The 12,810-nt window shown below is 44.9% G+C and carries 5 protein-coding genes, 3 rRNA genes and 1 pseudogene; 6 read left to right on the forward strand and 3 right to left on the reverse strand.

Going from position 1 to position 12,810, the window contains the following annotated elements; all coding sequences use genetic code 11:
* The first annotated feature begins 20 nt into the window (after positions 1-20).
* From hslO to lysS, 3 genes are all read left to right on the forward strand, one after another.
* Positions 21-902, forward strand: a complete 882-nt coding sequence (gene hslO / locus LC20001_RS03015; RefSeq protein ID WP_010009285.1) for an Hsp33 family molecular chaperone HslO — start codon at positions 21-23, stop codon at positions 900-902.
* A 295-nt stretch (positions 903-1,197) separates the two neighbouring features.
* Complete coding sequence (gene dusB, locus LC20001_RS03020; protein WP_003679447.1) at positions 1,198-2,196, forward strand: tRNA dihydrouridine synthase DusB; 999 nt, start codon at positions 1,198-1,200, stop codon at positions 2,194-2,196.
* A 115-nt stretch (positions 2,197-2,311) separates the two neighbouring features.
* On the forward strand, positions 2,312-3,805 hold the full coding sequence (lysS, locus tag LC20001_RS03025; RefSeq protein ID WP_050781688.1) for a lysine--tRNA ligase: 1,494 nt from the start codon (positions 2,312-2,314) through the stop codon (positions 3,803-3,805).
* Between the two features lie 155 nt (positions 3,806-3,960).
* Here the strand turns inward: lysS and LC20001_RS14720 are convergent.
* Together LC20001_RS14720 and LC20001_RS03035 are read right to left on the reverse strand one after the other, a co-directional pair.
* Positions 3,961-5,244 (reverse strand): annotated as a pseudogene (locus LC20001_RS14720) (ISL3 family transposase).
* A gap of 215 nt (positions 5,245-5,459) precedes the next feature.
* On the reverse strand, positions 5,460-6,254 hold the full coding sequence (locus LC20001_RS03035) for a tyrosine-protein phosphatase (RefSeq protein ID WP_003679443.1): 795 nt from the start codon (positions 6,252-6,254) through the stop codon (positions 5,460-5,462).
* Between the two features lie 628 nt (positions 6,255-6,882).
* On the opposite strand from LC20001_RS03035, the gene LC20001_RS03040 reads away from it, so the two are divergent.
* The 3 genes from LC20001_RS03040 to rrf all read left to right on the forward strand — a co-directional run bounded on the left by LC20001_RS03040 (position 6,883) and on the right by rrf (position 11,780).
* Positions 6,883-8,452 (forward strand): 16S ribosomal RNA (locus LC20001_RS03040).
* Between the two features lie 210 nt (positions 8,453-8,662).
* Positions 8,663-11,585: ribosomal RNA gene (locus LC20001_RS03045) — 23S ribosomal RNA — on the forward strand.
* 78 nt (positions 11,586-11,663) lie between these two features.
* A 5S ribosomal RNA gene (gene rrf / locus LC20001_RS03050) occupies positions 11,664-11,780 on the forward strand.
* The 16S, 23S and 5S rRNA genes sit together here, the layout of an rRNA operon.
* Positions 11,781-11,878: 98 nt before the next feature.
* Here rrf and LC20001_RS03055 read toward each other — a convergent pair.
* Complete coding sequence (locus tag LC20001_RS03055; RefSeq protein WP_003677237.1) at positions 11,879-12,724, reverse strand: glycosyltransferase family 8 protein; 846 nt, start codon at positions 12,722-12,724, stop codon at positions 11,879-11,881.
* Between the last annotated feature and the right edge of the window lie 86 nt (positions 12,725-12,810).

Raw genomic sequence — 12,810 nt, forward strand, 5'->3', positions numbered from 1 at the left:
TAAGGGAGCGCGATTAACGAATGCGTGATTATTTAGTTAAAAGTATGGCTTACCATGGTACGGTGCGTGCTTTTGCAGTCGATGCCAGTGGCGTTGTTGCCGAAGCACAACGGCGTCATGGAACGTGGAGCGCTTCATCTGCAGCACTTGGCCGCACACTGGTGGCAACATTGTTAATGAGTACTGCCGGCCTACAAGATGAACAAAAAATGACAGTTAAAGTACTGGGCAACGGTCCGGCTGGCGCCATCGTTGCTGATGGTAACGCTCATGGTACAGTAAAAGGGTATATTCAAAATCCTCATGTACATTTACCACTGAACGAAAAAAAGCATATTGATGTCCGGGGTGCAGTTGGGACTGCTGGTACGATCGCAGTCACTAAAGATCTAGGCCTAGCCCAACCATTTACCGGACAAACCCCGATCGTTTCTGGTGAACTCGGTGATGACTTTACTTACTACATGGCGAGTTCAGAACAGATTCCTTCAGCAGTTGGCGTGTCTGTATTTGTGAATCCAGATAACACCATCGAAGTTGCTGGCGGTTTTCTGATTGAAATGATGCCTGGTGCGGATGATGAAGTTGCGGCCGACTTAGAGGCTAAGCTAAAAACAATTCCTTTGGTTTCGGAATCGTTACGCCAAGGAAAAACGCCGGAAATGATTTTACAGGAGATTTTTGGGACCGACTTGGAAATCCTAGACACATTGCCGGTTGCGTTTAAATGTGATTGCTCCAAAGCGCGTTTTGGTAAATCGATCGCAGCATTGAAACCAACCGAAATTCAAGCAATGATCGATGAAGATCATGGTGCAGAAGCAGTTTGTCAGTTCTGTGGGACTAAGTATCAATTTAGTGCTGCGGAGTTACAAACACTTAAAGATAACTACGAAGGATAGATGTAAGCTAGATGCGGCCAATCAATGGTCGCATCTTTTTTTCTGAAACAAGCGAGCTAGTCGGTTTTCGTTGGTGGTGATTTGTGCTATGATACAAAAGATGTTTCTGAAAAAAGTGCGTAGGTACTTTGAATAATGAATGCGTAGAAATGTGGTGCAAAAAGCAGTTCACGCTACTTAACAACTCTAGTCAACGCTCCGCTGAAGCGTATCTTATGTCTAAGTCCGGTTAAGTGCCGTGATCTAAACGCTTTTTGCCTCACGCTGAATTTTATTTAAAAGGTGGTCAATTAAAATGGAATGGCAGATCGGTAATGTTAAGATTCCCAATCAAGTTGTCGTTGCACCAATGGCGGGCATCACAAACGCCGCTTTCCGAGTGATTTGTCGGCAGTTTGGTGCAGGCTTAGTGGTTTGTGAAATGATCAGTGATCGCGGGATTCTACATCACAATACAAAAACGTTAAGCATGTTGTTCGTTGATCCAACGGAACATCCGGTTAGTGTGCAGATTTTTGGTGGGACGAAGGAAACCTTGGTTGAAGCAGCTAAGTTTGTTGATCAGCATACCGGTGCCGATATTATTGATATCAATATGGGTTGCCCAGTCAATAAAGTTGTGAAAACTGATGCTGGCGCACGCTGGTTGCTTGATCCGAATAAAGTGTATGAGATGGTTTCTGCCGTAACGGCTGCAGTGAGCAAGCCAGTTACCGTGAAAATGCGGACTGGTTGGGATGAAGATCATATTTACGCAGTTAAAAATGCTATGGCTGCTGAAAAAGCTGGTGCCGCAGCACTCGCAATGCACGGTCGGACCCGTAAACAAATGTATAGTGGCCACGCTGATTGGAATATTTTAAAAGATGTGCGCGACCATATTTCAATTCCGTTTATGGGGAATGGCGATGTGCGCACACCAGAAGATGCAAAACGGATGCTGGATGAAGTCGGTGCAACCGCAGTGATGATCGGCCGGGCTGCCTTAGGCAATCCGTGGATCTTGAAACAGACGGCAGAATATTTGGATGACGGTATTCTTTTGCCACAACCAACGCCACGGCAAAAAATTGCTACAGCTAAAGCACATTTGCATCGTTTAGTTGAATTAAAAGGTGAACACACTGGGGTACACGAATTTCGGACTTCCTCTGCTTATTATTTGAAGGGGATTGCGCGAGCAGCTAAAACAAAGGTAGCGGTCAATCAGGCTGAGACTGAAGCTGAAGTTGATACGATCTTTGATGATTTCGTTGAACAAACCGAAGCACGTGAGTTGGAACGGGCTAAATAAACGGTAAAAACCAAAATGGGCTTGCAATTTAAAGCTTAAATCGGCAAAATATAGATATGTATGACGTTGAAATGGAGGAATTATAGTGGCTAAGAACGGTCAAAAACCGACTGAAATGAATGACCAATTGCGGGTTCGCCGCGAAAAAATGGATGAATTGCGCACAGAAGGTATCGATCCCTTCGGTCAGCGTTTTGAACGTGACGCAACGAGTCAACAGATTCGTGAACGTTACGCTGATGAATCAAAGGAGCAATTAGAGGCGGAAGAACATATTGTCACAATTGCTGGACGTATGATGACTAAACGTGGAAAAGGGAAGGTCGGTTTTGCAGATTTTGCAGACCGCGACGGCCGGATTCAAGTTTATGTACGTAAAGATCGAGTTGGCGAAGAAAACTACCATATTTTCAAGCGCTCTGATTTAGGTGACATTATGGGTATTACTGGTGATGTCATGAAAACTGATACTGGAGAACTAACTGTTCGTGCAAGTCATGTGACTTTCTTGACTAAGGCATTACGTCCATTACCAGATAAGTATCATGGTTTACAAAATGTTGAACAAAAGTATCGGCAGCGTTATTTGGATTTGATCGCTAACCGCGACAGTTTTGATCGCTTTATGAAGCGTAGCAAGATCGTCAGTGCAGTTCGTGAATACTTAGATAAGAATGAGTTCGTTGAAGTGGAGACTCCAGTATTGCACACGCAAGCTGGTGGTGCTTCGGCACGGCCATTTATTACGCATCATAATGCTTTGAATATCGATTTGTATTTGCGGATCGCATTAGAATTGCATCTCAAGCGCTTGATCGTTGGTGGGATGGAACGTGTCTACGAAATCGGTCGTGTTTTCCGTAACGAAGGGATCGATACTAAGCACAATCCAGAATTTACGATGCTAGAAACTTATGCGGCTTATTGGGATCTTAGCGATGTAATGGATGAAACTGAAGGTATCGTCCGTTTCGCTGCTCAAAAAGTTAACGGTACTGGTCAGATCACTTATCAAGGTCAACCAATCGACTTGGACAAACCATTTGCTCGTGCGCATATGGTTGATTTGATCAAAGAAAAGACTGGTGTTGACTTCTGGCCAGAAATGACTGTCGAACAAGCACAGAAATTAGCTGATGAACATGATGTTAAGTATGAAAAATGGTGGCAAGTGGGCCACATCATCAATGCCTTCTTTGAAGACTTTGTTGAAGCAACTTTGACACAGCCAACCTTTGTTTACGGACATCCAATCGAAATCTCACCATTGGCGAAAAAGGATCCGAAAGACCCACGTTTTGTTCAGCGGTTTGAGTTATTCATTCACGGTGGCGAGTATGCCAATGCCTTTACCGAATTAAATGATCCAATCGATCAAAAGGCACGGTTTGAAGCACAGGCAACTGAACGTGAAGAAGGTAACGACGAAGCTCATGGTATTGATGAAGATTACGTTGAAGCTTTAGAATACGGGATGCCGCCTACTGGTGGGTTAGGTATTGGGATTGATCGTTTAGTGATGTTATTAACTGATGTCGACTCAATTCGCGATGTCCAACTTTTCCCAACCATGCGTCCGGAAAAAGCATTATCTGATGAAGAATTGTAATTAGATTGACGAATATATGGTTATAAGGTTAGTGGACACAAGCTACCTTGGGTAACATGCTTTTACTATATTATGTGGAAAGCTAAAAAAGAGTCGCGATATAAATAGGCTCTTTGTCAAATCCTGTTGATGAATAGCTTTTACAGAGTTGAAAGTCATGCGACTTTCAACTCTGTTTTTTTCATTGGTTTTGTTCTCATTTGCCGTAACTTAATACGTGAAATCATATGATGGTAATTACGGAATCCAAATGCTGTGCGTTGAATTTGTTTAATCATTCGATTCATGCCTTCGACTGGGCCATTCGTATAGTCCGATTCACTGGCGTTGAGTACAACCACTAAGTTCTTTTTGAACGTTTGAAACACTGCTTTCATGTAGGGACTTATATTTTGATTTGTATATAGATCTTCCACAAGCTTGTCTTTGTCTTGATTCTTAAGGTTTTCCATGATGCTTTGCATCGACTCGTACGATGCTTTAAGTTCTTCGTTAATTGTCAGTCCTTGTTCTACACGTTCTAGTTGTGTGAGTTGTTTTCGCAGGTGTCGGTCATAAAAGACATGTTCCTCATCTAGATTTCCGGCATACTTCAAATAAAGCCGTCAGGCGAACTTTAACGTGCGATATTCATAGGATCTTTTATTGTACTTTTTCATGGTTTGCACCCGAGTTTGATTAAAAGCTCGAGTCATCATTGCAACGATGTGAAAGCGGTCGATCACAATTTTTGCCTGCGGAAACATTGCCTTGGCAATGTCTTGATAGTAACTATTTAGATCTACGGTAACTGTTTTGACACGTGCTCGAACACTTGCTGGAAATTGTTTAAAATAATCAGTAATACTTTGCTTGAATCGGTCTGGCAGAATTTGTTGAATTTCGTGCTCACCAGCGCCATTAATACAGATGAAATGGAGCCGACCACCAATTCCTCTAAATTCATCCATGGCGAGATGAACCGGTAGATAGTTAAGATTTCTGCGAAATAAGTCATCATAGTTGTCTAAGTAACGACAGACAGTGCTAGCTGATATGCCGGCATCGATCGCAATGCTAGCTTGAGTGCGGTCGTCTTGTAGACTCATAAACACTTTCTGACGCGTGGCTCGGGAGATACAACAGTACTTGTCTACCACATCAGAAGTAGCCATAAACGACGCTTTACAATTACGACAAATGACGCGTTCTTTATGGAGTTCTAAATAAACTGGTTCACTCGCATTCGCTGCCAGATAGGTCACGCGTGATACGTAGTGTCCATTATGACTTAGCTCGCAAAAGCCACAGTTAGCGCAATGTTTCTGGTCGAACTTAACCGTGGCTATATATACTTTTGCGCGCTTAGCTTTAATCACTTGATAGTTATATTTGTAAAAAACTACATTTGGGTCTTTAATACTGAGCGCAAATTTTATATTATTATCTACAGGGTCCATAAGTTTTCACGTCCTTTAAAAAAGATGCTGTAGTGGGTGGATTTTTTAGGTGCGAGGCTTACGGGCCTTTTTTATTTTGCACTAAAAAATCCTGCTAATAGATTACCATGTTAAGTAAGCTATCAACAGGAAAAAGTATAGAACCTATAAATATATGTCGCGGCTCTTTTTGTACTGAAAAACCAGCTAAGTCGTTGAACTTAACTGGCTTTATTTTAGTCGGTGAGATAGATTTTCTTCAGATCGGTAATGTCTTGGGAGCTCAGTTGCAAGTAATCGTGTAAATAACCGGATAGCGAACCAGCTAGTTCATTGATCGTTGTCCAAGCTGTTTCTAAGTATTCAGGATAAACGGACATTAAATCACGCACGCCAGCAACCTGTGCCGCAGTTATTCCCGGATAAGCCTCAACTTGCGCCATATTAAGTGCAAATTGTTGGGCGGATGCTTGCTGTGTGAGTAGATAATCTGCAGTGATCTGCGTCAATGGAACGCCTAAAGCGCCAAGAAATAACGCTGCACCAATTCCAGTACGATCTTTACCTGCAGTGCAGTGGAAGAGTAAACTACGCTCAGCGGCCTCATTAGATAGTAAATAAGCAAAGAATTGACGGTAGGTCTGTTGTGCATGAGCATCGCTAATTAGATTGCGATAGACCTGGATCATCTGCTTATGACCGTCAGGATCGCGACGCAATTCGTTTAGCAGCGCTTGCGGTGCAATTGAATTTTTAGTTTCATCGATTGCAAAAACGGGTAAGAATTGATAGCGACTTTTTGCAGGGACTCGATCTGGTGCAGCTGCTTTTTCTTCTGGCGAACGGAAGTCGATGATTAGCTGTAGCCCATATTCGTTGAGCCAGTTTAGATCAGCATCACTAAGATCATTAAGTTGTGCGGCCCGAATCACTTTGTGCCACTTTACTTGTTGGCCGGAAATTGTCTGATAACCACCAAGTTCGCGGAAGTTATAACCTTTTTCTAGTGGTAAAATGCGCGGATAACTCATAATTACACCTGCTTTTATAGATAGTTGATTCTTATTTTAAGTGATTTGGCCAGAAAACACAAAGAAAGCTGAAGTGACGGAAGTTAAAAAGTGGTTATTTACTCATTTAGCCGAACATTCAAACAAAATAGATGGAAAATGTCGGTGAAACTAATTTTTTCATGAAATTCCTTGACGGTATTTAAAAAGGCTGGTATAATATTCTTTGTTGTCAATTAAGGAAATCACGTCATTAAAAAAGTTTTTAAAACTTTTTGTTGACAGATCTTGCTTAACTTGATAAACTAATAAAGTTGTCACTTGTTGAGTTATTCATTCCTACTTGCATAAAGATGCAGAGGGGAAGCTTGATTTAACAAGACATAGCAAAATCAGAAATGAACGTCTTGAATATTTATTCAAAAAGTTCTTGACAAGCTTCGCTCGTCATGATAAACTGATTAAGTTGTGTTGAGCAACAAGGTAGACCTTTGAAAACTGAACAAAGTTTCGACAAATCAAATGTGTAGGGTCTTTATTTTTTACCGGCCTTCGGACTGGTTCGAGATAAAGCAAACATTTGCGAAGTCAATTCAATTTGAATTATAACTCGCTAGCAACAAAATCAATTGAGCAATCAATTTTCATTTTATATGAGAGTTTGATCCTGGCTCAGGACGAACGCTGGCGGCGTGCCTAATACATGCAAGTCGAACGCACTGACGTCGACCGAAGCTGCTTGCAGTGGACGTTGATTGACGTGAGTGGCGGACGGGTGAGTAACACGTGGGTAACCTACCCTTAAGTGGGGGATAACATTTGGAAACAGATGCTAATACCGCATAACCATTCAGACCACATGGTCTGAATGTAAAAGACGGCCTTTGGCTGTCACTTTTGGACGGACCCGCGGCGTATTAGTTAGTTGGTAAGGTAACGGCTTACCAAGACAATGATACGTAGCCGACCTGAGAGGGTAATCGGCCACATTGGGACTGAGACACGGCCCAAACTCCTACGGGAGGCAGCAGTAGGGAATCTTCCACAATGGACGAAAGTCTGATGGAGCAACGCCGCGTGAGTGAAGAAGGTTTTAGGATCGTAAAACTCTGTTGTTGGAGAAGAACAGGGACTAGAGTAACTGTTAGTCCTTTGACGGTATCCAACCAGAAAGCCACGGCTAACTACGTGCCAGCAGCCGCGGTAATACGTAGGTGGCAAGCGTTGTCCGGATTTATTGGGCGTAAAGCGAGCGCAGGCGGTTTTTTAAGTCTGATGTGAAAGCCTTCGGCTTAACCGAAGAAGTGCATTAGAAACTGGGAAACTTGAGTGCAGAAGAGGACAGTGGAACTCCATGTGTAGCGGTGAAATGCGTAGATATATGGAAGAACACCAGTGGCGAAGGCGGCTGTCTGGTCTGTAACTGACGCTGAGGCTCGAAAGTATGGGGAGCGAACAGGATTAGATACCCTGGTAGTCCATACCGTAAACGATGAATGCTAAGTGTTGGAGGGTTTCCGCCCTTCAGTGCTGCAGCTAACGCATTAAGCATTCCGCCTGGGGAGTACGACCGCAAGGTTGAAACTCAAAGGAATTGACGGGGGCCCGCACAAGCGGTGGAGCATGTGGTTTAATTCGAAGCAACGCGAAGAACCTTACCAGGTCTTGACATCCTTTGACCACTGTAGAGATACAGCTTTCCCTTCGGGGACAAAGTGACAGGTGGTGCATGGTTGTCGTCAGCTCGTGTCGTGAGATGTTGGGTTAAGTCCCGCAACGAGCGCAACCCTTATGACTAGTTGCCAGCATTTAGTTGGGCACTCTAGTAAGACTGCCGGTGACAAACCGGAGGAAGGTGGGGATGACGTCAAATCAGCATGCCCCTTATGACCTGGGCTACACACGTGCTACAATGGTCGGTACAACGAGTTGCGAACCCGCGAGGGTAAGCTAATCTCTTAAAGCCGATCTCAGTTCGGATTGTAGGCTGCAACTCGCCTACATGAAGCCGGAATCGCTAGTAATCGCGGATCAGCACGCCGCGGTGAATACGTTCCCGGGCCTTGTACACACCGCCCGTCACACCATGAGAGTTTGTAACACCCGAAGTCGGTGGGGTAACCCTTTTAGGGAACTAGCCGCCTAAGGTGGGACAGATGATTGGGGTGAAGTCGTAACAAGGTAGCCGTAGGAGAACCTGCGGCTGGATCACCTCCTTTCTAAGGAATAATTACGGAAACCTACACGATTTGTTTTGAAACTTTGTTTAGTTTTGAGAGGCTTACTCTCAAACGTTGTACTTTGAAAACTGGATATTCAATTTCTTTGTAATATATAAACCGAGAATTAACACTGCGTTTTAAAGAGTTTTTTAAGAAAGTATTTCTTAATCGCTAAACTCTAACCGTGATACCGTTAGGTATCAAGTAGGTTAAGTTAAGAAGGGCGCACGGTGGATGCCTTGGCACTAGGAGCCGATGAAGGACGGTACTAACACCGATATGCTTCGGGGAGCTGTACGTAAGCTTTGATCCGGAGATTTCCGAATGGGGGAACCCAGCCAACTTAGTCGTTGGTTACTCATAAGTGAATACATAGCTTATGAGAGGTAAACGTGGGGAACTGAAACATCTCAGTACCTGCAGGAACAGAAAGAAAATTCGATTCCCTAAGTAGCGGCGAGCGAACGGGGAACAGCCCAAACCATGATGCTTGCATTGTGGGGTTGTAGGACTGAACTTTGGAGTTACCAAAGTCGTTGATAACTGAGTCAGTTGGAATGCTGAACAAAACAGGGTGAAAGTCCCGTAAGTCAAATCAACGGCTCTTCGTTCAGGATCCTGAGTACGGCGGAACACGTGAAATTCCGTCGGAATCTGGGAGGACCATCTCCCAAGGCTAAATACTACCTAGTGACCGATAGTGGACCAGTACCGTGAGGGAAAGGTGAAAAGAACCCCGGAAGGGGAGTGAAACAGTTCCTGAAACCGTGTGCCTACAATTAGTTAGAGCCCGTTAATGGGTGATAGCGTGCCTTTTGTAGAATGAACCGGCGAGTTACGTTTGCATGCGAGGTTAAGCTGATAAGGCGGAGCCATAGCGAAAGCGAGTCTGAATAGGGCGTTTAGTATGTAGACGTAGACCCGAAACCAAGTGACCTACCCATGTCCAGGTTGAAGGTGTGGTAAAACACACTGGAGGACCGAACCCGTGTATGTTGAAAAATGCTGGGATGAGGTGTGGGTAGCGGTGAAATTCCAAACGAACTTGGAGATAGCTGGTTCTCTTCGAAATAGCTTTAGGGCTAGCCTCGGAATTGACCATCATGGAGGTAGAGCACTGTTTGGACTAGGGGCCCGTCTTGGGTTACTGAATTCAGATAAACTCCGAATGCCATTGATGAATTATCCGGGAGTCAGACAGTGAGTGATAAGATCCATTGTCGAAAGGGAAACAGCCCAGACCACCAGTTAAGGTCCCCAAATTTATGTTAAGTGGAAAAGGATGTGGGGTTGCATAGACAACTAGGATGTTGGCTCAGAAGCAGCCACCATTTAAAGAGTGCGTAATAGCTCACTAGTCGAGTGACCTTGCGCCGAAAATGTACCGGGGCTAAACATAATACCGAAACTGTGGATGACCACTTATGTGGTCATGGTAGGAGAGCGTTCTAAGGGCGTTGAAGGTTGATCGTGAGGACAACTGGAGCGCTTAGAAGTGAGAATGCCGGTATGAGTAGCGAAAGACAGGTGAGAATCCTGTCCACCGTATGACTAAGGTTTCCTGGGGAAGGCTCGTCCTCCCAGGGTTAGTCGGGACCTAAGCTGAGGCCGCAAGGCGTAAGCGATGGCCAACAGGTTGAGATTCCTGTACTAGTTTATTTTGTTTGAACGATGGAGGGACGCAGGAGGCTAAAGGATCCGCACGATTGGAAATGTGCGGCCAAGCAATAAGTCTTGGTGTGAGTCAAATGCTTGCACCTGTACGGACAAGTTGTGATGGGGAGCGAATTTAAGTAGCGAAGTCCTTGATGTCACACTGCCGAGAAAAGCTTCTAGTGAGAAATAAACTACCCGTACCGCAAACCGACACAGGTAGTCGAGGAGAGTATCCTCAGGTGTGCGAGAGAACTCTCGTTAAGGAACTCGGCAAAATGACCCCGTAACTTCGGAAGAAGGGGTGCTGATCTAACGATCAGCCGCAGTGAATAGGCCCAGGCGACTGTTTATCAAAAACACAGGTCTCTGCTAAATCGTAAGATGACGTATAGGGGCTGACGCCTGCCCGGTGCTGGAAGGTTAAGTGGATGAGTTAGTACTTCGGTACGAAGCCCAGAAATGAAGCCCCAGTAAACGGCGGCCGTAACTATAACGGTCCTAAGGTAGCGAAATTCCTTGTCGGGTAAGTTCCGACCCGCACGAAAGGCGTAACGATCTGGGCACTGTCTCGACGAGAGACTCGGTGAAATTATAATACCCGTGAAGATGCGGGTTACCCGCGACAGGACGGAAAGACCCCATGGAGCTTTACTGTAGCTTGATATTGAGTGTTTGTACCGCTTGTACAGGATAGGTAGGAGCCGTTGAAGCCGGAACGCTAGTTTCGGTGGAGGCATTGGTGGGATACTACCCTTGCTGTATGAACCCTCTAACCCGCGCCACTTAGCGTGGCGGGAGACAGTGTCAGGTGGGCAGTTTGACTGGGGCGGTCGCCTCCTAAAAAGTAACGGAGGCGCCCAAAGGTTCCCTCAGAATGGTTGGAAATCATTCATAGCGTGTAAAGGCATAAGGGAGCTTGACTGCGAGACTTACAGGTCGAGCAGGGACGAAAGTCGGGCTTAGTGATCCGGTGGTTCCGTATGGAAGGGCCATCGCTCAACGGATAAAAGCTACCCTGGGGATAACAGGCTTATCTCCCCCAAGAGTCCACATCGACGGGGAGGTTTGGCACCTCGATGTCGGCTCATCACATCCTGGGGCTGTAGTTGGTCCCAAGGGTTGGGCTGTTCGCCCATTAAAGTGGTACGCGAGCTGGGTTCAGAACGTCGTGAGACAGTTCGGTCCCTATCCGTCGCGGGCGTAGGAAATTTGAGTGGAGCTGTTCCTAGTACGAGAGGACCGGAATGGACATACCGCTGGTGTACCAGTTGTGCCGCCAGGCGCATCGCTGGGTAGCTAAGTATGGCCGGGATAAACGCTGAAAGCATCTAAGTGTGAAGCCCCCCACAAGATGAGATTTCCCATTCCTTTATGGAAGTAAGACCCCTGAGAGATGATCAGGTAGATAGGTTGGAAGTGGACGTGCCGTGAGGCATGGAGCGGACCAATACTAATCGGTCGAGGACTTAACCAAGTAGCATGTACGTAGTGTTAGTTTAAGGGCAAAGAAATGAATATCCAGTTTTGAGAGCGCAACGTTCTCAGAAAGTGGTGTGGTGGCGATAGCAAGAAGGATACACCTGTTCCCATGTCGAACACAGAAGTTAAGCTTCTTAGCGCCGAGAGTAGTTGGGGGAGCACCCCCTGCGAGGGTAGGACGTTGCCACGCACTTTTAAAAAGGCAGTCAAGTCAGTAATGGCTTGGCTGTTTTTTTGTGCGCATAAATAAAATCAGCCAGCGCATATGGCTGACTGATCAATTGAAGATTAACTAATTTGCTTGCTAGTTGTTAAGCGTAGCGTTTTAGGTGCATATTTCCAATATTCATTACGCAATGGATGTGGGCGAACACCAAACTCGATCCATGGCTTACTCCGGCCAGAGTAATGGATCAGCACTGGCGCCTGCCGGGCTTCTTCAGCAAGGATTTCGCCAGGAGCTAAGGGATGAACTTGTTCGTGACGAATCAAACGTGATTGCATATTATATTTAGGGTGTAAATAATACCATTTATCAGCCAAGACGGCGTTCAGTGCGTCCTGATCATGGTATTTTAGTTTTTCAGGATGATGATTGATGAAGGCCATCACTTTACTTGTCAGATTTTCATCACGCCAACGTTTTAGATCAATTAACATGACACCGGAGTTGAAGTAAAATGGCTGTTCCGCTTTGATTCCCATCTCAGCTAAGCGCGGAACGTAGCCAGCGTCTTCAACTGCAGCAATTACTTTACCATTTAAATTAGTCTGCCATAGTTCACTAATATCACTGGTACAGATCAAATCACAATCAAGATAAAGGATACGATCTAATTCCGGTAATAGGTCTGCAGTATAAATGCGATAGTAAGCTGATTTGACGATACGTTCATCGGTTACGACCTGTTGGAAAAGTGATTCGTCAACTGATAAGTAGGCGACTTTATGACAATTGGTATAATCTATTTCCAAGCGATTAAGTTGTAGCTTATCTTCGGCAGTCAATTGATCGGCAAAGATATAAAAGGCGAAATCGTTGGTCGGGTTATTAACGAGAATTGAGCGATAGAGTGTGGCTAATGGGGTAACGAAATTCGAATTAGTGGTTGAAACGATCGAAATCATGGTCATAAACGTTCCTCCTCGTAAATATTGTCTGCTACTGAAATGTCTATAGGTTACCTTAGTAGCTATGAATATTATGACATGGTTATAGA

Source organism: Loigolactobacillus coryniformis subsp. coryniformis KCTC 3167 = DSM 20001, assembly GCF_002706425.1.
In the GTDB taxonomy this organism is placed as follows: domain Bacteria; phylum Bacillota; class Bacilli; order Lactobacillales; family Lactobacillaceae; genus Loigolactobacillus; species Loigolactobacillus coryniformis.

Excerpts from the sequence above, each read along its gene's own strand:
- LC20001_RS03035 (WP_003679443.1), bottom strand. The coding sequence starts at position 6,254 with ATGAGTTATCCGCGCATTTTACCACTAGAAAAAGGTTATAACTTCCGC.
- LC20001_RS03055 (WP_003677237.1), bottom strand. The coding sequence starts at position 12,724 with ATGACCATGATTTCGATCGTTTCAACCACTAATTCGAATTTCGTTACC.
- lysS (WP_050781688.1), top strand. The coding sequence starts at position 2,312 with ATGAATGACCAATTGCGGGTTCGCCGCGAAAAAATGGATGAATTGCGC.
- hslO (WP_010009285.1), top strand. The coding sequence starts at position 21 with ATGCGTGATTATTTAGTTAAAAGTATGGCTTACCATGGTACGGTGCGT.
- dusB (WP_003679447.1), top strand. The coding sequence starts at position 1,198 with ATGGAATGGCAGATCGGTAATGTTAAGATTCCCAATCAAGTTGTCGTT.